Origin of the sequence: Saccharopolyspora sp. NPDC050389 (assembly GCF_040655595.1) — a bacterium.
Taxonomy (GTDB): domain Bacteria; phylum Actinomycetota; class Actinomycetes; order Mycobacteriales; family Pseudonocardiaceae; genus Saccharopolyspora.
The window spans coordinates 66,541-87,001 of the sequence record NZ_JBFAKG010000015.1; the positions used below are offsets into that span (position 1 = coordinate 66,541).

Here is a 20,461-nt window from a genome sequence, read left to right on the forward strand (position 1 = left end):
CTTGCGAGGACTGGCTTTGTACTTGCGGTCCCGGCGCGTCCCGGCGACATGCGCCGTGATCCTCGTGTCGACCGCCGCGGTGTGGGCGTTCGGCCGCTGGGGTGCCGACCCGCCGGTCACTGCCCGGCTCGTGGTCGTCGGGCTGGCGCTCGGGATCTCCGCGGCCGCGGTCGGTCTCGGCGGCGCGGACGCGGCACTGGATCGCACCGCCGCACTGCGCTGGCCGGCGTGGCGGGCGGGGCATGTCGTGGCGCTGGCCGCGGCCGTGGGTGGCGCGCTCGTCGCAGCGCAGGCGATCGGCGAGCCGCTGGTGCCGAACCTCGTGATAGTCCGGAACTGCGCGGGTTTTGCCGGGCTCGCCGCTTTCGGCGCCGCGTTCTTCGGCGCGGCCCGCGCCTGGTGGTTTCCGATGGGCTGGGCGTTGCCGACCGCGTTGCCGCTGCCGCAGGACACTGCGGTGATGCAGGCGCTCACCTGGCCGATGGCGGAAACCGGGACGGCCGCCGCAACGTTCACCGCGACGGCCCTCGCCGTGCTCGGCACGCTCACCTACGCGATTCGCGGTTACCGCGCATGATCACCTAGATGAACGGTCGCCTCTTCGACAAGAGCCCGTGCTTGGCGGAGTTGTCGCGGCATGTTCCAGCCGAGGACGCCGGTCGTCCGCCCGTTCTGGGTGCAGGTGGCGATGAACTTCCGCTCGGACGCCTCGCCGTGGGTGATCGTGATGTCGCTGCCTGGCGGAAAGTGGCCGTGCGCCTGGATCTTGGCGTCGAACTGGTCGGTCCAGAAGTAGGGGATGGGATCGAACGGTCGCGCCGCGCCGAGGAGGTTGCGTGCGGCCGCCATGGCCTGCTCGGTGGCGTTCATCCGGTGCTCCACGCGCATCAGGGCGCGGAAGCGGGGATTGAACCACTTGGCGACATCACCGGCCGCGTAGACGTCGGGCGCTGCCTGGCAAGTCGCGTCGCACACCACCCCGTCGTCCACGGTGAGCCCGCTCCCGGAGAGCCAGTCGGTGGCGGGTGTCGCGCCGACGGCGGCCAGTACCGCGTCGGCTTCGAGCACGGTGCCATCGGCGAGCTCGACGCCGCTTTCCGAGGCGCCGTCGAGCAATCCGACGACTTCGGCGTTCATGCGGAGATCCACGCCGTGGTCGCGGTGCCATGCGGCGACGAGCTTTCCGATCTGCTCGCCGAACTGGCGCGCCATGGGCACGGGGCACGGGTCGACCAAGGTCACCTCGACACCGAGCTTGCGGGCCGCCGCGGCGGCCTCGGTCCCGACGAAGCCCGCTCCGATGATCACGATGCGCGCGGCCCGCTTCAGCTCGGACCGCAGCGCGAGGGCGTCGTCGAGGGTGTGCAGCACATGCGCGTTCGCCAGCGGGGCGGGCCTTCTCGGCCTCACGCCGGTCGCGATGATCAGACCGTCGTAGCCGAGCGCCTCGCCGCCGCGGAGGGTGACCGTCTTGGTGCGCACGTCCAGTTCTGCTGCGGCCGTTCCCCGCCGGATGTCGAGATCCAGTTGCTGGTAGGCGCTTTCGTCGCGCAGGGCGAGGCGTTCGGGCTCCCAGTCGCCGGCGAGGATCTGCTTCGACAGCGGTGGGCGGTCGTAGGGCAGATGCGACTCGGCGCCGATCATCGTGATCCGCCCTCGATGGCCCTCCCGGCGCAGGGTCTCGGCGGCGGTGAGGCCCGCCGCCGAGGCGCCGACGATGACGACGCGGGCCGGGCCGCGCATCACTCCGCCACCCGGATGGCGCGAGTGGGGCACAACAGGGCGGCCTGTCGCACCGCGTCGTGGGCTTCCGCCGGGGGCCCCGGCTGCAGGAGCGCGACGATGCCGTCCTCGTCGCGCTGGTCGAAGACATCGGCGGCTACGAGCGCGCACTGTCCTGCGCCCGTGCACAACTCGATGTCGATGGTGATTCGCACTGGTTCTCCTATTTGATCGAGCGGGTGGCCAGCTCGTCGAACTCGCGATCCGGCAGCGACCTGTTGAGTTCCAGGAGCTTGTCGGCGAGCCAGCCGACCGCGCAGCGGGTGTCCGGGCGGCCGGATTCGATGGCCTGCCGGATGGTCTCCGCGACAAGGCCGGGATCGGAGCCCTCGCTCAGCCCGGTCTCGCCGCGCCGCGCCATGGCCTCGGCCATCTCCCGGTAGGCCCCGTTGCCGGAGATCTCCCTCAGCTGCGCGGCGGTCTGGTCTTCGAACTCGGTTTTGATGATGCCCGGCTGGACGATCACGACATCGATGCCGAACGGCTCGACCTCCATGCGGAGCGTGTCGGAAAAGGCTTCGAGCGCGTGCTTGGACGCGTAGTACCAGGCGCCGAGCGGCAGCGAGATCTCGCCGCCGATCGACGAGACGTTGACGATCGTGCCGGACCGCTGCGCGCGCATGTGCGGCAGGACGAGCTGGACCAGCCTGGCCGGCGCGAGGAGGTTGACTTCGAGCTGGTCACGCGCCTGATCCAGCGGCACATCCTCGATCGCGCCGTGCAAGACGGTCCCGGCGTTGTTCACCAGAACGTCGATCCGCTGCTGCTCGTCGAGAATGGTGGCGACCGCCCGGTCGAGGCTCTCGCCGTCGCGCGCGTCCATCTCCAGGACGTGGCCACCGGCGGAGCGGATGGCGTCCATCTTGTGCACGCGCCGCGCGGCGCCGTACACGGTGTGGCCGGCGCGCAGGAGTTCCAGCGCGGTGGCGCGGCCGATTCCCGACGACGCCCCGGTGACGAGGCATACCTTGGCGACCATCTCCGCTACACCTCCCAGATGACGGGCAGCCGGTGAACGCCGTAGATGAGCATGTCGGTCCGCATCGCCACATCCTCGGGAGGAACCGCCAGCCGCAGCGTCGGGAATCTCGTTACCAGCGCGGGAAGCGCCACCTGCAGTTCCACCCGGGCCAGCTGCTGGCCGAGGCACTGGTGGATGCCGTGGCCGAACGCCACGTGCCCGCTGCTCGCGCGGAGCAGGTCGAGGACGTCGGGGTCGGCGAAGTGGCCGGGATCGCGGTTGGCCGCGGGGATCGAGACGGTGACCGTCTCGCCCGCCTTGATCTGCGCGCTGTGCAGCTCGACGTCCTCCAGCGCGGTGCGGATCGTGAACGGGATGATGCTCAGGTAGCGCAGCAGCTCCTCGACCGCGCGACCGGCGATGCCGGGGTCGTCGCGCAGGACGGCGAGCTGGTCGGGATGGCTCAGCAGCGCGAAGGCGCCCAGCGCGAGCATGTTGGCCGTGGTGTCCAGCCCGGCGCCCAGCAGCACGAACCCGATGTTGACCAGTTCTTCGTCGGTGAGGTCGGTGGCGGTGAGGCCGCTGAGCAGGTCGTCGGTCGGCGCGGCGCGTTTGGCGAGCACCAGCTCGCGGACGAACTCGTGCACCGCGCCGTACGCGGCCGCCAGCTGCTCCGGCGGCGAGTCCAGCCGGAACATGTCCAGCGCGTGCGTCTGGAAGCGCGCCCGGTCCACGTACGGCACGCCGAGCAGCTCGCAGATCACCTGCGCGGGGACGGGCTGCGCCAGGGCCTCCACCAGGTCCACCGGGCCGCCGTGCCGCTCCATCTCGTCGAGGTGCTGGGCCGTGATGTCCTCGATCTGCTCGGTCAGCTGACGCATGCGGCGCACGGTGAACTGGCCGGTGAGCAGGTGGCGGTACCGGGTGTGCTCCGGCGCGTCCATGGCGTTGAAGATCCCGGGCGGCGCGGGCTGGTCGCTACCGGGGATGCCGGGAATCGGCGTGTGCCGCAGCTCGGGCCTCACGCTGAACCGCGGATCGGCCAGCACCTCGCGCACCAGGGCGTGGCTGGTCGCCAGCCACCCCTCGTGCCCGTCCGGGTAGCTCAGCCTGCTCAGCGGTGCCTGCTCGCGCAGCTCGGCGAGCCCCTCGGGCGGGTCGAAGGGGCGGTCGGCCGGCCGTGTGGTCGGCAGTGACGGGGTCATGCCGGTCTCCTTCCACGTGATTCGTTCGCGGTGCGCGAAACGCTAGGACCGCATTTCACGCGTTCGCAACCGGAGAATTCCGTTATTCCAGGTAGGCGAAGTACGATCGGTGCAATGACGTTGATGCTGAATGCACCAGTGGTGCGTGGGCTCGTGAGTGCGTAACCGGGCTGGAGCCCGGTTACGCACTCACGAGCCTCAAGCGCTGTTCGGCGACGAGTGGAGGCCGGGATGCCGGGAGGTCGTCTGACCCACGAGGAACGCCGGCGGATCGCCGCCGGGCTGGCGGCCGGGCTCGGGTACGCGGAGATCGCCCGCGAGCTGGGGCGGCCGAGGTCGACCATCAGCCGCGAGGTCGCGCGCAACGGCGGGGTCCGGGGCTACCGGGCCAACCAGGCGCAGCAGGCGACCGCGTGGCGGGCTCGGCGCCGCAAACCAGGCGGGCATCCGGAAATCCCGGCCGCCGACACCGACGGGCGCGACCCGCGGACGGTCCGCGAGTTCGAGGAGCGGTTCGCCGGGATGATGATCGAGACGGGGGTTCCGGCGATGATGGCCAGGGTCCTCGCCTGCCTGTTCACCAGCGACACCGGCAGCATCACCGCCGCCGAACTCGTCGTCAGGCTCCAGGTCAGCCCCGCGTCCATCTCCAAGGCCATCGGCTGGCTCGAACAGCGCGGCCTGGTCGGGCGCGAACGCGACGGCCGGCGAGAGCGGTACCTGATCGATGATCACGTCTGGTACCAGTCGTGGCTGGCAAGCGTCCAGTCGATGGCGATGTGGGCGGACCTGACCCAGCAGGGAGCGGATCTCCTCGGAAGCGCCACCCCGGCCGGGGCCCGGATGAGCGCCACGAGCCAGTTCTTCCAACACCTCGGCCGGGACATGGTCCAGGCCGCCGAGCACTGGCGCCAGACCCTCTCCACCCGGACCTGACGGCGGGACGCTCGCGCGGCGGGCGGCGGGATCAGCTCCGGCTGCGCCACTGGCTGGGACTGCACCCGAACCGGCCCCGGAACCAGCGCGAGAAGTTGCCCGGCGTGGAGAAGGACAGCAGTTCGGCGACCTCCGTCATGCTGTACCGCCGGTTTCCCACCAGGTTCTCGGCCAGTTCGGCCCGCGTCGCGTCGAGGATCGACGAGAACGTCTCGCCCGCGTCGGCGAGGTGGCGGTGCACCGTCCTGCGGTCCACCCCGAGGCTGCGCGCGACCTGTTCGATCGAGCAGCGCCCGGTGGGCAGCAAGAGCTCGATCAGCTCGCGGACCCGGCTCGATGTCGTCGTTTCCCCTTGCGTTTCCAGGGAATCGAGGATCTGGTAGGCGTAGTTGCGCATCTGCGGATCCGACCGCTTGTTGGGTGCGTCGAGGTCGTGGGCGTAGAACGTGATCCCGTTGAACTCCTGCTCGAACTTGGCCGTGGGGCCGAAAACCCTCCGGTGGGTGCTCGCGTCGGCCGGTGCGCGGTGCGTGAAGCAGACCGCGATCGGCTGCCAGAGCGATCCGAGGAAATCGCGCAGGAGCCGGTGCAGCGTGCCGAGGGCGAGCTCGGTGGCCTGCCTGGTCTCGGTCTGCTCGCCGAGGTCGAAGCCGACGCGGATGGTCGCCAGCCCGTTGCGCACGACCATGTGCATCCGCAGGGCCTCGTTGTACATGTGCTCGTGGCGGATCAGGATCGTCAAAGCGCTGCGGACGTCGGGTTCCTCGCGGATGACCAGGCTCAGCGGGCCGAGGTTGGCGAAGCGGCGGCGTTCGGCCAGCTGCAGCGCGAAGTCCTGTTGCCCGGACTCCGCCGCCGACCGTTCGAGGAGCCGCGCGACGGACACGGCCGGAATCCACCGGTCCTGAAGCGCCATCCCCGCCGGGTCGAGTCCGACGCCGCGCATCAGCCGGGTCGGCTCGATGCCGACCGACCGGCTGACGTCGATGTAGCTGTTCAGCGAGGCGTAGCGGGCGAGGGGCTTCATCATCACTCTCCGCGATGTCACCAAGTGATAATCATCATGTCCCGCGAGGATAAGACCTGACCCCCGCTGCCGCCTAATGTCGCCTCCATCACAGCCGATCCCGCTCCGAGATTCCGGATGGAGAACGTCATGGCCGAACCAGCGACGCAGCGCGGCTCCTTGGCGCTCGACTTCGGCCGGGCCCCGTCAGCCGATGTGCTGCGGGAGCCGTGCCGGACGGCTGCGGCGTGGAAGGCGGCCGACCTCGGCGAGCCCGCCGAGTGGAGGTTGGAGCTCTCCCCGTCCCATCTCGACGAGCTGGAGTCCGCGCTGAAAGCGGCGCGGAAGAACGGGATCGTGCTCCTGCGGCTCACCGGCGAGCGGTTTCCCCTTCCCACGCTGGGAGCGGAGTTGCGACGCGTTGCGCGTGCGCTGGAAGACGGACGCGGTTTCGCGGTGATCAAAGGCGTTCCCGTGGAGCGGTACGACGACGCCGAGATCAACACGATTTTCTGGGGAATGGCCCAGTACTTGGGTTTTCCGGTCTCGCAGGACTCCTTCGGCCGCAAGCTCGGCCGCATCCGCTGCGCAGCGGCGGGGCCGGAACTGCGCACGGGCGGCTCGGATGTCGCGGCGCTGCTGAGCTCGCGGCTTGGCGGGCGGAGCACCGTCGTGAGCTCGGCGGCGCTGTACAACGAGGTGCTGCGGGGGGACCCGCTGCTGGTCGATCGGATGTACGGGCGCTTCCAGCTCGACCGGTGGGGCGAGCAGCTCCCCGGGGAGCGTCCCTACCGCTCGGTTCCGCTGGCGTGCTGGTGCGACGGCAAGCTGAGCCTCCGCTACGCCCGGCGCGATATCGAGTCGGCTCAGCGGTTTCCGGAGGTTCCCCGGCTGGAGCCCGCCGACCTGGAGCTGTTCGAGCTGATCGACGAGCTCGCGGCGTCGGCCGAGTTCCGGTTCGGCATCGACATCGAGCCCGGCGACATCCAGCTGTTCAACAACTACGCGGTCCTGCACGCGCACGCCCAAGACGGCGGCATCGCAGACGCAGACGATCACCTGCGGCAGCTCTGGCTGACGCTCCACAACGGACGATCGTTGCCGCCGGAATTCACCTGGGAGACGGGCGGATACGGCGGTCCGCGGGGACGCGGGGGAGTGGCGCCCCGAGATGTCATCGCCCGGGCGAGCCGACTTCGCTGAACGGGCGGAAGAAGAAACGGGAAATCAACCCAAGGAACGGCGCGAACGGGCGGATTCGTTCGTGCCGCGAAGGAGAACGTCATGGCAGAAGCCGTTCGCTTCTACGAGACCGGTGCCCCGGAAGTCATGCGGTGGGAGGCGGTCGAGGTCGGCGAGCCCGGCCCGGGCGAGGTCCGGATCCGCCACGAGGCGGTCGGGCTGAACTTCGCCGACACCTACTTCCGCACCGGCCTCTACCCGGCTCCGCTGCCCGCGGGCATGGGCGTCGAAGCGGCCGGTGTCGTCGAGGCCGTCGGCGCCGGGGTGGAGCACGTCCGGGAAGGGGACCGGGTCACGTACACGGGCAGCCCGCTCGGCGCCTACAGCACCGAGCGCGTGATGCCTGCGGCGCCGCTGATCGCGCTTCCGGACGCGATCGGCTTCGACACGGCCGCCGCGATGACCATGCGCGGGCTCACCGCGTCCTACCTGTTGCGCCGCATCCACCCGCTGCGGCAAGGGGACACGGTCCTGCTGCACGCCGCGGCTGGGGGAGTGGGCCTGATCTTCCTGCAGTGGGCGAAGTTGCTGGGGATCAACGTGATCGGCACGGTGTCGACGGAGGCGAAGGCCGAGGTCGCGCGTGCTCACGGATGCGACCACGTCGTGCTCTACAAGCAGGAGGACGTGGCCGCGCGGGTCCGGGAGATCACCGACGGGGCGGGCGTCCCGGTCGTCTTCGACAGCATCGGCGCGGCGACCTTCCAGCCCTCCCTCGATTCGCTCGCCCGGCGCGGCCTGCTGGTGTGCTTCGGCACCGCGTCCGGCCCCGTCCCGCCAATCGATGCGATGCAACTCGCCATCAAGGGCTCGGTGTTCGTCACCCGTCCCGCGCTCGCCGACTACATCGCCGACCCGGCCGAGCGCGCGGAGCTGGCGGGGGAGCTGTTCGGCCACGTTGCGAACGGGCGGATCCGGATCGGCATCAACCAGCGCTACGCCCTCGAGGACGCGGTGCAAGCCCATCGCGACCTCGAAGCGGGCCGCAGCATCGGGTCTTCGGTCTTCTCGCTCTGACGCATCTTCGTCGCCGCAATGGTTTCCGGGCAGCGGCGCGATCAACCAACCCGCGGAGGAATCATGTCCAACGCAGTCCAGACGTCCCGAACGACCAAGATCAAGCACGAGCAGCTCACTTGCACGATCGGCGCCGAACTGTTCGACGTCGACCTCGGCGACGTCGCGCGCGACGACGCGCTGTTCGCCGAACTGCATGCGTTGCTGCTCAAGCACAAGGTCCTGTTCCTGCGCGATCAGGACCTCAGCCGCGCCGACCACGTGGCGCTCGCCCGGCGCTTCGGATCGCTCGAAGACCACCCGGTGGCCGGCAGCGATCCGGATCACCCGGGCCTGGTGCGGATCTACAAGGATCTCGACAGCCCCGCCGAGCACTACGAGAACGCCTTCCACTGCGACGCCACCTGGCGGGAGAACCCGCCGATGGGATGCGTGCTCCGGTGCGTGGAAGGGCCGGAGGTCGGTGGCGACACCATCTGGGTCAACATGGCCGAGGCGCATGCGAAGCTCCCCGACCACATCAAGCACCGGATCGAGGGACTGCGTGCGCGGCACAGCATCGAGGCGAGCTTCGGCGCGGCGCTGCCGGTGGAGCAGCGCCACCAGCTGAAGGAGCGATTCCCCGACGCGGAGCACCCGGTGGTGCGCACCCACCCCGAAACCGGGGAGAAGATCCTCTTCGTCAACGCGTTCACCACGCACTTCGTCAACTTCCACACGCCGGAGAACGTCCGCTTCGGAAGCGACTACGCCCCCGGCGCGAGCAACCTGCTCAACTACCTGATCGGCCAGGCCGCGATCCCGGAGTACCAGGTGCGCTGGCGCTGGACCAGGAACAGCGTCGCGATCTGGGACAACCGCTCCACGCAGCACTACGCGGTCCAGGACTACTGGCCCGCGGTCCGCAAGATGGAACGCGCCGGGATCATCGGCGACCGGCCGTTCTGACCTCTCTCCGGGATTTTCGTTCCACCGCTTCGGAAAAGGAGAAGAACGATGCACTTCCACGACGACTCGCTGTTCCCCGAGACCCAGGAGAAGCTCGTCATCACGGCGGCCCCCTACGGGCCCGAGTGGGAACCCGAGGACTTCCCGGAGGACCTTCCGCTGACCATGGACGAGCACGTCCAGCAGGCGGTCGACTGCTACAACGCCGGGGCCACGGTGCTGCACATCCACGTGCGCGAACTGGACGGCAAGGGTTCCAAGCGGCTGTCGAAGTTCAACGAGTTGCTGGGCCGGCTGCGCGATGCAGTCCCCGAGATGATCCTGCAGGTGGGCGGTTCGATCTCCTTCGCGCCCGAAGGCGAAGGTGCCGACGCCAAGTGGCTCAGCGACGACACCCGTCACATGCTGGCCGAACTCGATCCGGCCCCGGACCAGGTGACCATCGCCATCAACACCAACCAGATGAACATCATGGAGTTGATGACCGAGGACGACATCGCCGGGACGTCGCTGACGCGGCCGGCGGTGGCCGAGGCGTACCGCGAGATGTTCGTGCCGGCCGGCCCGGCCTGGGTCGAGGAGCACCTGAAGCGCCTCCAGGCCGCCGGAATCCAGCCGCACTTCCAGCTGGCCAACATTCCGCAGCTGGAAACCGTCGAGCGGCTGATCCGGCGCGGTGTCTACACCGGACCGCTCATGGTCACCTGGGTCGGCATCGGCGGCGGGTTCGACGGCCCCAACCCGTACAACATGATGGAGTTCATCCGCCGCGTTCCCGACGGCGCGGTCCTGACGCTGGAAACCCTCATGCGCAGCGTCCTGCCGGTCAACGCGATGGCCATCGCCATGGGGCTGCACACCAGGTGCGGCAACGAAGACACCATCTGGGGCAAGCGGAGCGAGAAGAAGACCTCGGTCCAGCAGGTCGAGCAGCTGGTGCGCATCGCAGGCGAGCTCGGCCGGGAGGTGGCCACGGGCAAGGAAGCCCGCGAGATCTACAAGATCGGCGAACGCTACGCCGACGCCGACGAAACCCTCGCCAAGATCGGGTTCGCCCCGAACCGCAAGCCGGGGCAGGTCGGCTTCACCCACCACGCCTAGCCGCCGGAGATCCGCCGGACGCCACTAGGGAGGCCGGGGCACTGCCGCCTCACGAGGGCCCGCGCCCCGGCCTCGGATCTTCACCAGGGGGACGAGGTTTCACCGGAGCACCAGCAGCAAGCTGAGGAGTGACAATGAAGTCGCACGCCCTGCCCGCCCGGGAGCTGCCCAGCGGGCCGGTGGCCGCCAGGCCGCGGATCTATCCCTGGGTCGTCTTCGTCCTGACCTTCGGGCTGTTGCTGTCGGACTACATGTCCCGGCAGGTTCTCAACGCGGTGTTCCCGTTCCTGAAAGCCGAGTGGGTGCTGTCCGACTCCCAGCTCGCCTCGCTCACCAGCGTCGTGGCCGCGATGGTCGGCCTGCTCACCTTCCCCCTGTCGATCCTCGCCGACCGGTGGGGCCGGGTCCGGAGCCTGGTGCTGATGGCGACCATCTGGAGCCTGGCGACGCTGCTGTCCGCGATCGCCGCCGACTACGGCCAGCTGCTCGGCGCACGATTCCTCGTCGGGGCGGGGGAAGCCGCCTACGGCAGCGTCGGCATCGCGGTGGTGTTGAGCGTGTTCGCACCCCACGTCCGCGCCACGTTCGGCGGTGCCTTCATGGCAGGCGGCTCGTTCGGCTCGACGATCGGCGTCGCGCTCGGCGGCTTCATCGCGGTCCAGTTCGGTTGGCGCTGGGCCTTGGTGTTCATGGCCGTCGTCGGTCTGGTGCTGGTCGTCCTGTTCCGGTTGGTCGTCACGCAGAGCAGGCTGGACCGCTACCGGTACGAGGACCACGGGACCGCCGCCGACGAGCCGAAGGCGGCCGGCGGATATCGGGCTCCGCTCTCCAGCCTGTTCTCGAACACGTCCGTGCTCTGCGCCTACATCGGTAGCGGGCTGCAGATGTTCGTCGCCGCCGTTCTGCTTGCCTGGACGCCCAGCTACCTCAACCGGTACCACGCGATGAGCCCGGACACGGCCGGATTCGTCTCGGCGATCCTGGTCCTGCTCATCGGCGCCGGGATGATCGTCTGCGGCGTCATCACGGATCGGGCCAGCCGACGGAACCCGGAGCGCAAGTGGACCACCTCGATCGGCTACGGCGCGGCCGCGGCCGTCTTGCTGATCATCGGGTTCCAGCTCCAGGAAGGCCTTTTCCAGCTCGTCGTGATCGGTTGCGGCGCGTTCTTCTCGGCGGGCGCGTCGGGACCCGCAACCGCCATGGTCGCCAACCTCACCCACGCGTCCGTGCGGGCCACCGGGTTCGGATCGCTGACCCTGGCCAACAGCCTCCTGGGCTTGGCCGCGGGCCCCTTCGTCGTCGGTCTCCTGGCCGACCGCCTCGGCTTGCTGGGGGCGCTGCAACTCGCACCGCTGGTCTACCTCGGAGCCATCGCGGCACTGCTGATCGGAAAACGCCGCTACCCGGCCGCGCTGCGGCGACTCGCGACACTCGACAGACGCCCTTCGGCATGACCGAAGTGCAGGATTGGAGCCGGAGTTGAACAATCCCGAGAACCCGACCATCGTGATCGTCCCAGGGCTGCGCGACCACGTGGCCGATCACTGGCAGACCCATCTCGCCGATAAGCTGCCGAACACCCGCACCGTGCCGCCGCTCGAACACGACAAACTCGGCCGGGACGCCCGGGTTTCGGCGCTCGACCGCGTCGTCTCCGACATCGACGGACCTATCGTCCTCGTCGCGCACAGCGCCGGCGTGATGATCACCGTCCACTGGGCACAGCTGCACACGCGCGTGATTCAGGGGGCACTGCTGGCAACACCGCCGGACTTCGAATCGCGGTTGCCCGACGGCTACCCCGCGCCAGATGAGTTGTACCGCAACGGTTGGTTGCCGACGCCGCGCGAACTGCTCCCGTTCCCCAGCATCGTCGCGGCGAGCACGAACGACCCCCTCGCCCGCCTCGCGCAGGTCGCCGAAATGGCCCGGGACTGGGGTAGCCGGCTGGTCGACCTCGGCGCCGTCGGGCACCTGAATCCCGCCGCGGGATACGGACCCTGGCCGCGGGCCGAGGAATTCATCCGCGAGCTCGCCCGAACGGGCGAAGACGCCTCGCACTGACAACGCCGAACGACCACGTAGGAGACAAGCGTGCTGAACCTGGCCATGTTCCTCGACGACTCCGCGCGAAGATATCCGCGGCGTGACGCCCTGGTGTGCGGCGACCGGAGGCTGAGCTACGCGCAGGTCGGCTCGCTCGCCAACCGGATCGCCAACCTCCTGGTCTCCCGGGGGATCCGGCCGGGCGACAAGGTCGCGGTCACCTGCCCGAACCTGCCGGAGTTTCCCGCCGTGTACTACGGGATCCTCAAGGCCGGGGCCGTCGTCGTTCCGCTCAACGTGCTGCTCAAGGAACGGGAGATCGCCTACCACCTCGCCGATGCCGGCGCCCGGGCGTACTTCTGCTTCGAGGGTGACCCGAGCCTGCCGACGGGTGAACACGGCCGCGCCGCGTTTCAGCAGACCCCGGACTGCCGGGACCTGTTCATCATCACCGCCGAAGCGGAGAAGTCCACACCGCCCGGGGAAGTCGAGACGCTGGCGCAAGCGCTGTCGGCCCGGCCCGCGGAGTTCGAGACCGTGGTGCGGGAGGCGACCGACACCGCCGTGATCCTCTACACCAGCGGCACGACCGGCCGGCCGAAGGGCGCCGAGCTCACCCACGCCAACATGGTGATGAACGCCCTCACCGCCAACCAGATGTTCGGCAGCAGCCCGACGCAGCACGACACGCACCTGGTCGCGCTGCCGCTGTTCCACTCCTTCGGGCAGAGCATCAACATGAACGCGGGATTCTCCGTCGGCGCGACGCTGGTTCTCCTGCCGCGATTCGACGCACGGGCGGCGCTGGGGCTGATGGTCGGCGAGGACGTCACGGTGTTCGCGGGCGTCCCGACGATGTACTGGGGCTTGCTCGGCGCGCTCGGCGAAGGAGTCGATGTCGGGCGGATCGCGCACAGCCTGAGGCTGGCCATCTCCGGCGGCGCGGCCCTACCGGTGGAGATCCACTCGCGGTTCGAGCGGCGCCTCGGCGTCCAGATCCTCGAAGGCTACGGGCTGTCCGAGACGTCACCGCTGGCCCTGTTCAGCCCTCGCGGGCAGGCGCCCCGGCCGGGGTCGATCGGCCTGCCGGTCTGGGGTGTCGAGGTCGAGTTGGTCGATGCCCGGTGGAACGCGGTGACCGGCGCTGGCGAAGTCGGCGAGATCGCCATCCGCGGCCACAACGTCATGAAGGGCTACCTCGAGCGGCCGGACGCGACCGCCGAGGTCGTGCGAAACGGCTGGTTCCGCACCGGCGACCTCGCCCGCCGGGACGACGACGGCTTCTACTACATCGTCGACCGAGCCAAGGACATGATCGTCCGCGGCGGGTTCAACGTCTACCCGCGGGAGATCGAAGAGGTGCTGATGAGCCACGAGGCGGTGTCCCTCGCCGCGGTCGTCGGCGTCGCGCACGAGAGCCACGGCGAGGAAATCAAGGCGTTCGTGATCACCGACGGCGCGGCGCGGATCACCGAAGCCGAGCTCATCGCCTGGTCCAAGGAGCAGATGGCGAGCTACAAGTACCCGAGGCTGATCGAGTTCGTGGACGCCCTACCGATGACGGCGACCGGAAAGATCCTCAAACGCGAGCTGGGCCGAGTCCCGTAGGCACCGGCAAGTCATCGAACGTCGGTCAGGTCGTTGTCCTTACTTCCACCGCGAATCGCGGCCTCCGCCGTCGTGCGTAGCACGCGCGACGCCGTTCGCGACTTGATTGAAGCCTGACCAGCAGCGACGAAAGGGCCGAACGCGGCCAGCACCACGACCTTGGGACGCCGCGGCACCTCGACGATCGGCGGGGCTGCCTTCTCGTTGTCGGCCTGTTCGGCAGCGGCTCGGAAGATCGGGCTCTCCGAGACCTTGGCGCGCACGAAGAGACCGATCGCGAGCATTGCGGCCGAGAGCAGGAACGGGATGCGCCAGCCCCAGCGCATGATCTCGTCTTCGGGCAGCAGGGCGAACAGCGTGATCACGAGCGTGCCGAGCACGGCGCCGGTGGGGCGCTGGCGTTGGTGAACTTGGCCATGTAGCCCGGGATGTGCTGTCCCGGTCTGCTCTTTCGCGCAGCAGTCCGGGAATTGCCCGCACGTACCTGATGTGTTGCCTCTTCGTGTTGGGATGTCCGCAGTGGACCTCCACGCCTCGGCCGTCCGTGTACAACTGGTTTCGTACCGGCGTGATCGCTTGCGACTTGGGGGGTGTGCATTGGCCGAGCTCTACTTCGATCCGGGAACTCTCGGCGAGGACGGCAGCTCTGCCTGGACCAACGCACTCGCCGGCGAGGAACGCGATCCGAACCACCTGGTGCACATCGTGCGCGATCTCGAACCGGTCGACGCGCTGGAACTGCTGGGCGGCTTGCCGCGCACGCTGGACGAGCTCCGCCGGATCCCGATGCAGATCGCACCTCTCGACTCCCGCCCGTACCTCTTCCAGCAAGCGGTACGGGCGGAGAGACGGATATGGGCGCCCGCCGCGTAGGGCGCCCATATCCGTGGAAAGTCAGCGCTTTCTCGTCGTGGTTCTCACGCCGCGCCCGCCTTCGGTTCGTAGACGGCCACCACGATGCCGCTGCTGACTTCTCCGGCGAGGAGATGCTCCCATCCAGCGTCACGAACGTCGACTCGATCAACTTCCTCATGTTTTCCGCTCAGGGCAAGGATTCATCGGATATCCGGTTGGAAAGTGCTACTGCACGAACGGGTTCGCGGTTCGGGCGACGCGCAGGGCGTTGGCCCACCACGTGAGCTGGTCGAGCACGGCGTTGACGGATTCGTCGAGTTCGGGATCGCGGCGCGGCCAGCTGCCGTCGGCGCTGAAGCGTTGCCAGGCGTTGCGGATGGTCATGGTGCGGCGGATCGGGACCGCGTTGAGTTCGCCGAAGACCTGTCGCAGTTGCGCGGCGGCCTGGCCGCCTTCGGCGTCGCGGCAGTAGGCGACGACGGAGACCGGTTTGGCGGCCCATTCGGTGTCGAACCAGTCGATCGCGTTCTTCACCGCGGCGGGGAAGCTCCGGTTGTACTCCGGGGTGACCACGACGAACGCGTCCGCGGCCGCCAGCCGGGCGCCCAGCTCCCGCACGGGGGCGGGAGCCTCGTCGTCGGGTTCGGGCAGCTGGTCGGGGAGGCCGGTGATCGCGAGATCGATGCGATCGAGCTCCAGGTCGCGGCGGCGGCCGACGCGGGTGCCGAACCAGTCGGCCACGAGCGGGCCGAAGCGGCCCGCCCGGGTGGATCCGATGATCATCGCGATCCGCAGCTTGCCGGTCATCGGGCGTTCTTGACGGGTGCGTCGAGGAAGGCCGGGATCATCGGCAGTAGCAGTTCGGGGTGGTGTGGTGCGGTGATGTGGGAGGTGCCGGGCAGGATCGCCAGTTGTGCGTTGGGCAGTCCTTCGGGGGTGTCGCCCATGATGCCGCCGCCGAAGTGGCGGAACATCTCGACGGCGTGTTCGGGCCGGACGATGTCGGAGTCGCCGATGATGGTCAGTGTGGGTGCGGTGATCGTGCGGACGGTTTCCGGTTGCACCGTGGGGGCCGGGTTCATGTCGAAGTCGATGACGCGGGACACCAGCTGCGGGAAGTCTTGCGGTCGTGGTGCGTTTGTGAGGTAGTCGGTGTGGAACGGTGATCCGTGCAGGTGTTCCGGGCGCAGTTCTTTGATGCCGTCCATGACGCCGGGGTGCATGCCGTCGACGCCGAGGCCGCCGGAGAGCAGGACTTGCTTGCGCACCAGTTCCGGGTGTTTGAGCGTGATTTCCAGTGCGACCGCGGAGCCCATGCTGTAGCCGAGGATGTCGGCGCGCTGGACGCCGATCTGGTGTAGCAGGGCGACGGTGTCTTCGGCCATCTGCGGTGTGCGGAGTGGGCGGTCGATGTCGGCGGTGCGTCCGTGGGCTTGCTGTTCCACGGCGATGACTTCGCGGGTTTTGGCGAGTTCGGGGATGAGCTGGCCGAAGTCGGTGTCGATGCCGGACAGCGCGCCGTGCAGCAGTACCAGCGGCGGCTGGTCGGTGGGGACGCCGTGGCGTTCGTAGTACATGTGCAGGCCGTTGACGTCGGCGTAGCCGCCCGGTGTCGCCGCGGCGGCGGGTTCGGTCGGGGTGTTGGAGCCGCATGCGGTGAGCAGTGTGGTGGCGGCGATTCCGGCGGTGAGAGCGAGGGCGATGCGCTTCATGGTGATCTCCTGTGAGCGGTGTTCGCTTCGTTGTCACCACAGTGCGCGCAGCACCTTCCGGATTGTTTACGGTCACCTTCCAGCCCAGGTGAGCCGCTATAAGGTTGCGTTCATGCGTTTCGGTGTGCTGGGCCCTTTGACGGTGTGGACCGACGGCGGAGCCGTCGTGGCCGTGCCTGGTGCGAAGGTGCGTGCCCTGCTGGCTGATCTGCTGGTCGACGCCGGTCAGCCAGTATCCGCGGACCGGCTGGTGGACGACATATGGGCCGAGGATCCGCCGGGCAATCCCGCGGGCACGCTGGCGGCCAAGGCGTCCCAGCTGCGGCGCGCGCTGGAGGATGCCGAGCCCGGTGGCCGGAACCTGGTGGTGTCGCCGCCGCCCGGCTATCGCCTGGCCGCCGCGGACGTCGATGCCCTGCGCTTCCGTGCACTGCTGGCCGACGCCCGCGAAGCCTCCGACACCGCGGCCCGGGTCCGGGTGCTCGCCGAGGCGGTGGGCCTGTGGCGAGGGCCCGCCTTCGCCGACTTCCGCGACGCGGCCTTCACGCAGGCGGCCGTCGCGCAGCTGGAGGAACTGCGCCTGGTGGCCGTCGAAGAACTCGCCGAGGCGCGGCTCTCGCTGGGCGAATATCGCGAGGTGGCAGGAGATCTCACGACGTTCGTCTCCGCGCATCCCCTGCGCGAACGGTTGCGCGCGGCCCAGCTGCGGGCCCTCTACGGGGCGGGGCGCCAGGCCGAAGCCCTCGACGGCTACGAGGATCTGCGCAGGCGGCTGGCCGACGAGTTGGGCGTGGACCCGAGCCCGGAACTGGTCGAACTGCACCGGTCGCTGCTCGCGCAGGATCCCGCCCTCGCCGCGCCGCGACCGCAGCCAGTGGTGCGCCGGCGCACCAGCAACATCCCGGCGCAGCGCACCGAATTGATCGGCCGCGACACCGATCTCGGCGAGCTGGGCCGCGCGGTCACCGATTCCCGGCTGGTCAGCCTCACCGGGCCGGGCGGCGTCGGCAAGACCCGGCTCGCGCTGGCCACGGCGGTCGACGTGGCCGATCGTTTTCCGGACGGCACCTGGCTGGTCGAGTTGGCGCCGCTGCAGTCGACCTCGACCGACGAAGCCGGCTGGCTCGCGGAAGAGGTCGCACAGGTCATCGGCATCCGCACCGCGGAGGACGGGCCAGCCGAACCCGTCGAAGCGCTGGGCGAAGCGTTGGCCGACAAGCACCTGCTGCTGGTGCTGGACAACTGCGAGCACGTCGTCGAACACGCGGCGGACCTGGCGGAACACCTGTTGGGCGCGGCGCCGAATCTGCACGTCCTGGCGACCAGCCGCGAACCTCTGCGCCTGCCGGGCGAGGACATCGTGCCGCTGCAACCGCTGTCCGTGCCCGCCGCGGACGGCGCGTTCGACGATCTGGCGCAGTCGCACGCGGTGCGGCTCTTCGTGAACCGCGCCCGCGCGAGCGCCCGGGATTTCGCACTGGACGCCGACAACGCCGACGCGGTCGCGACCCTGTGCCGGCGGCTCGACGGGATACCGCTGGCGCTGGAACTGGCGGCGACCCGCGTTCGCGCGCTCGACGTGCACGAGATGGTCGCCCGGCTGGACGATCGGTTCCGGCTGCTCGCCACCGGCCACCGCGGCGCCCCGCCACGCCAGCAAACGCTCACGGGGATGCTCGACTGGAGCTGGGGCCTGCTCGACGACACCGAGCGCGCCGTGCTGCGCCGCCTCGCGATCCACCCGGGTGGATGCACCCTCGATGCCGCCGAAAACGTTTGCGCCGCAACGGAATCCGCCGATGAGGACGGCCGCCTCGACACGGCGACGGTCGCCGATGTCGTCGCGCGATTGGTGGATCGGTCGCTGGTGCAGCCGAGCGGGCGGCGCTACCGGCTGCTGGAGTCGGTGGCGGCGTTCAGCCTCGACCGCTTGGCCGAGGCGGGCGAAGACCTGGCGGCGCGGCGCGCGCATCACGCGTATTACCTGGCGCTGGCCGAGCGTGCCGCACCCGAACTGCACGGTGCCGATCAGCAGCGCTGGCTGCGCCGCCTCGACGGCGAGGACGCGAATCTGCGTGCGGCGCTGGACGGCTTCGTGCGGGACGCCGACGCCGACGCCGCGCTCCGGCTGGTGCACGCGCTCGCCTGGTACTGGCTGCTGCGCGGCCGGTCCGGCACGGCGTGCCGCTGGTTCGATGCGGCGCTCGACCTGGGAGGCAGCGCGCGGCACCGGGCGCCGGTGTTGGCCTGGCGCCTCACATTCGCCGTTCAGCAGGGTGAATTCACCGATGCCGCATCGCGCCGGAACGAAGTTTCGGCGGCCCTGGCCGTGCTCGACGATCCGGCCGTTCGCGCCCGCGCCGAGGTGATCCTCACCCTGTCCGCATTGGACTCCGGTGACGAGCAGGACCTGGAAACGACCGTGCAGGGAACCCTTTCGGCGTGTCGCGAGCTGGGCGACCGCTGGGGTGTGGCGACCATCCAGCTGGCTCTGGCGAAATCCGCGCACATCCGCGCCGACGTGGACGCGTTGGCGCGGCACGCGCAGGAAGCGGCTCGCTCGTTCGCCGAGATCGGCGATCGCTGGGGCCGGCTGCAGGCCGCCGAATGGCTCGGTGGCCTGGCCGAACTGACCGGCGACCTGGCCGGCGCCGCCGAGATCCACCGCGAGGCGCTGGTGCTGGCGCAGGAGCTGGAGATGTGGGGCCAGGTGGCCGCCCATCTCGGCTGGCTCGGCTGGATCGCGATGCAGCACGCCGAGTTCGACCGGGCCCGCGACTTCGCCGAGCAGGTGCTGGTGCTGGCCGCCGACCACGGCCACGGCCCCGGCCGGTTGTTCGCGACGATCGTGCTCGCGTTCACCGCACGCCGCGACGGCAGGCCCGACGATGCCGAACGCCACCTCCGCGAACTGCTCGCGCTCAACGCCGACGGCGCGGAAACGCCGTTGTTCCTGCCGATGCTCCAGGTCGAACTCGGTTACATCCTCGAACAACGAGGTGAAGCGACCGCCGCCATGGCCGAGCACCTGCGCGCCTTCGACGGGGCCCAGCGCATCGACGCCCCGCGTGACGCCGCGTTCGCACTCGCCGGATCTGCCGCGGCCGCCGCGACGCTCGCCGAGCACGACATCGCCGCCCGGCTGCTCGGCGCGGCACAAGCCCTCCGCACCGCCACCGGGATGCCGCTGCTGCCCGCTGAACGACCCGATGTCGACCGAGCCACCGACATCGCGCGCAGCGCGTTGGGCGACGCCGCGTTCACCGCTGCCCACGAGGCGGGCCAAGTCCTGACCGCCGACGAGGCACGCGCGCTCATCCAGGCCGCGGCCGTGCTGAACCCGGTCGCATCGTCCTGAGTCCGTCCCGGTATCCGGACCGGATACCGGGACTGCGCTTCAGGACTTCTTCGGCTCGTACTGCAGGGCGACGATCCCGCAGTCGAACGGCGTCGCGGCGACGAGGTCGAACTGCTGGTTCGCGCCGGTGGCGCCGAAGACGGGCATGCCCGCGCCGATCGCGGTCGGGTTGACGATCAGGTGCAGTTCGTCGAGCAGGCTCTCGGCGATCAAGCCGGCGACGAGCGTGCCACCGCCGTAGGCGATGATGTCGCCGCCCGGCTGCGCCTTGAGCTCGCGGATGGTCTCGGCGAGATCGCTTGCGACAACGGTGTTTTCCCACGGCGATTCGGTCAGCGTGGTGGAGATGACGACCTTCGGCGTGTTGTTGATCCGGTCGATGCCCTCCTGCGGCTCGTCCGCCGGCTGCGAGGCCCAGTGCGGGATGAAGCCCTCGGCGAGCTTGCGGCCCAGCACGATGGTGCCGATCGGCTTGTTGAGCGCGTCGATGTAGGAGGCGAGGTCCTCGCTCCACGGCAGCGTCATCCAGTCCATTTCGCCGTTCGGGCCGGACATGTAGCCGTCGATGGTGGTCTGGACCTGGAGCTTGAACTTGCGCATTGCGTGCAATCCCTTCGGGTGGCCGCTCGGAGAGGTTCCGTTCGGTCGTCGTCCTCGTGTGCTGAAAGCTTCGCGGAGACG

The 20,461-nt window shown here is 69.5% G+C and carries 20 protein-coding genes; 11 read left to right on the forward strand and 9 right to left on the reverse strand.

The window, feature by feature from the left end; translation table 11 throughout:
* Positions 1–16 precede the first annotated feature (16 nt).
* Positions 17–577, forward strand: a complete 561-nt coding sequence (locus tag AB0I53_RS12320) for a hypothetical protein (RefSeq protein WP_358600606.1) — start codon at positions 17–19, stop codon at positions 575–577.
* Here the strand turns inward: AB0I53_RS12320 and AB0I53_RS12325 are convergent.
* From AB0I53_RS12325 to AB0I53_RS12340, 4 genes are read right to left on the reverse strand one after another with little or no spacing between them, the layout of a single operon-like run.
* Positions 565–1,743 carry an FAD-dependent oxidoreductase gene (locus tag AB0I53_RS12325; RefSeq protein WP_358600608.1) on the reverse strand — a complete coding sequence of 393 codons (1,179 nt, stop codon included), beginning with the start codon at positions 1,741–1,743 and terminating at the stop codon, positions 565–567. The genes AB0I53_RS12320 and AB0I53_RS12325 overlap by 13 nt on opposite strands.
* Positions 1,743–1,937: a ferredoxin gene (locus AB0I53_RS12330; RefSeq protein WP_358600611.1), complete on the reverse strand. Its 195-nt coding sequence runs from the start codon at positions 1,935–1,937 to the stop codon at positions 1,743–1,745. The genes AB0I53_RS12325 and AB0I53_RS12330 overlap by 1 nt, the downstream gene beginning before the upstream one ends.
* Positions 1,938–1,945: 8 nt before the next feature.
* Positions 1,946–2,761, reverse strand: a complete 816-nt coding sequence (locus AB0I53_RS12335) for an oxidoreductase (RefSeq protein WP_358600613.1) — start codon at positions 2,759–2,761, stop codon at positions 1,946–1,948.
* A gap of 5 nt (positions 2,762–2,766) precedes the next feature.
* Positions 2,767–3,948, reverse strand: coding sequence for a cytochrome P450 (locus AB0I53_RS12340; protein WP_358600616.1), 1,182 nt, complete (start codon positions 3,946–3,948; stop codon positions 2,767–2,769).
* A 231-nt stretch (positions 3,949–4,179) separates the two neighbouring features.
* Here AB0I53_RS12340 and AB0I53_RS12345 point away from each other — a divergent pair, with 231 nt between their 5' ends.
* Positions 4,180–4,884, forward strand: a complete 705-nt coding sequence (locus AB0I53_RS12345) for a helix-turn-helix domain-containing protein (RefSeq protein ID WP_358600619.1) — start codon at positions 4,180–4,182, stop codon at positions 4,882–4,884.
* A 31-nt stretch (positions 4,885–4,915) separates the two neighbouring features.
* On the opposite strand, the gene AB0I53_RS12350 is transcribed toward AB0I53_RS12345, so the two are convergent.
* Positions 4,916–5,914: an AraC family transcriptional regulator gene (locus AB0I53_RS12350; protein ID WP_358600622.1), complete on the reverse strand. Its 999-nt coding sequence runs from the start codon at positions 5,912–5,914 to the stop codon at positions 4,916–4,918.
* Between the two features lie 126 nt (positions 5,915–6,040).
* Here AB0I53_RS12350 and AB0I53_RS12355 point away from each other — a divergent pair, with 126 nt between their 5' ends.
* From AB0I53_RS12355 to AB0I53_RS12385, 7 genes are all read left to right on the forward strand, one after another.
* Positions 6,041–7,093, forward strand: coding sequence for a TauD/TfdA family dioxygenase (locus AB0I53_RS12355; RefSeq protein ID WP_358600625.1), 1,053 nt, complete (start codon positions 6,041–6,043; stop codon positions 7,091–7,093).
* Between the two features lie 81 nt (positions 7,094–7,174).
* A complete protein-coding gene (locus AB0I53_RS12360; protein WP_358600628.1) occupies positions 7,175–8,149 on the forward strand; it encodes a quinone oxidoreductase in 975 nt (324 codons plus the stop codon).
* 63 nt (positions 8,150–8,212) lie between these two features.
* Complete coding sequence (locus AB0I53_RS12365; protein ID WP_358600631.1) at positions 8,213–9,097, forward strand: TauD/TfdA family dioxygenase; 885 nt, start codon at positions 8,213–8,215, stop codon at positions 9,095–9,097.
* A gap of 48 nt (positions 9,098–9,145) precedes the next feature.
* A complete protein-coding gene (locus AB0I53_RS12370; protein ID WP_358600634.1) occupies positions 9,146–10,198 on the forward strand; it encodes a 3-keto-5-aminohexanoate cleavage protein in 1,053 nt (350 codons plus the stop codon).
* 134 nt (positions 10,199–10,332) lie between these two features.
* Positions 10,333–11,655 (forward strand): MFS transporter, encoded by a 1,323-nt coding sequence (locus AB0I53_RS12375; RefSeq protein ID WP_358600635.1) that lies wholly within the window; start codon positions 10,333–10,335, stop codon positions 11,653–11,655.
* A gap of 25 nt (positions 11,656–11,680) precedes the next feature.
* Positions 11,681–12,265: an alpha/beta fold hydrolase gene (locus tag AB0I53_RS12380; RefSeq protein WP_358600637.1), complete on the forward strand. Its 585-nt coding sequence runs from the start codon at positions 11,681–11,683 to the stop codon at positions 12,263–12,265.
* A gap of 30 nt (positions 12,266–12,295) precedes the next feature.
* Complete coding sequence (locus tag AB0I53_RS12385; protein WP_358600640.1) at positions 12,296–13,855, forward strand: long-chain fatty acid--CoA ligase; 1,560 nt, start codon at positions 12,296–12,298, stop codon at positions 13,853–13,855.
* Positions 13,856–13,866: 11 nt separating this feature from the next.
* On the opposite strand, the gene AB0I53_RS12390 is transcribed toward AB0I53_RS12385, so the two are convergent.
* Entirely contained in the window at positions 13,867–14,235 is a 369-nt protein-coding gene (locus AB0I53_RS12390) for a hypothetical protein (protein ID WP_358600643.1), read from the reverse strand.
* A 217-nt stretch (positions 14,236–14,452) separates the two neighbouring features.
* On the opposite strand from AB0I53_RS12390, the gene AB0I53_RS12395 reads away from it, so the two are divergent.
* Positions 14,453–14,728, forward strand: coding sequence for a hypothetical protein (locus AB0I53_RS12395; RefSeq protein WP_358600645.1), 276 nt, complete (start codon positions 14,453–14,455; stop codon positions 14,726–14,728).
* 207 nt (positions 14,729–14,935) lie between these two features.
* Here the strand turns inward: AB0I53_RS12395 and AB0I53_RS12400 are convergent, their stop codons facing one another.
* On the reverse strand, positions 14,936–15,517 hold the full coding sequence (locus AB0I53_RS12400; protein WP_358600648.1) for an NAD(P)H-dependent oxidoreductase: 582 nt from the start codon (positions 15,515–15,517) through the stop codon (positions 14,936–14,938).
* Positions 15,514–16,422 carry an alpha/beta fold hydrolase gene (locus AB0I53_RS12405; protein ID WP_358600651.1) on the reverse strand — a complete coding sequence of 303 codons (909 nt, stop codon included), beginning with the start codon at positions 16,420–16,422 and terminating at the stop codon, positions 15,514–15,516. Before AB0I53_RS12405 ends, AB0I53_RS12400 begins: the two co-directional genes overlap by 4 nt.
* Positions 16,423–16,534: 112 nt before the next feature.
* Between AB0I53_RS12405 and AB0I53_RS12410 the strand changes: the two genes are divergently transcribed.
* Positions 16,535–19,780 carry a BTAD domain-containing putative transcriptional regulator gene (locus tag AB0I53_RS12410; protein WP_358600654.1) on the forward strand — a complete coding sequence of 1,082 codons (3,246 nt, stop codon included), beginning with the start codon at positions 16,535–16,537 and terminating at the stop codon, positions 19,778–19,780.
* A 39-nt stretch (positions 19,781–19,819) separates the two neighbouring features.
* On the opposite strand, the gene AB0I53_RS12415 is transcribed toward AB0I53_RS12410, so the two are convergent.
* Positions 19,820–20,380, reverse strand: coding sequence for a dihydrofolate reductase family protein (locus tag AB0I53_RS12415; RefSeq protein ID WP_358600657.1), 561 nt, complete (start codon positions 20,378–20,380; stop codon positions 19,820–19,822).
* Positions 20,381–20,461 lie beyond the last annotated feature (81 nt).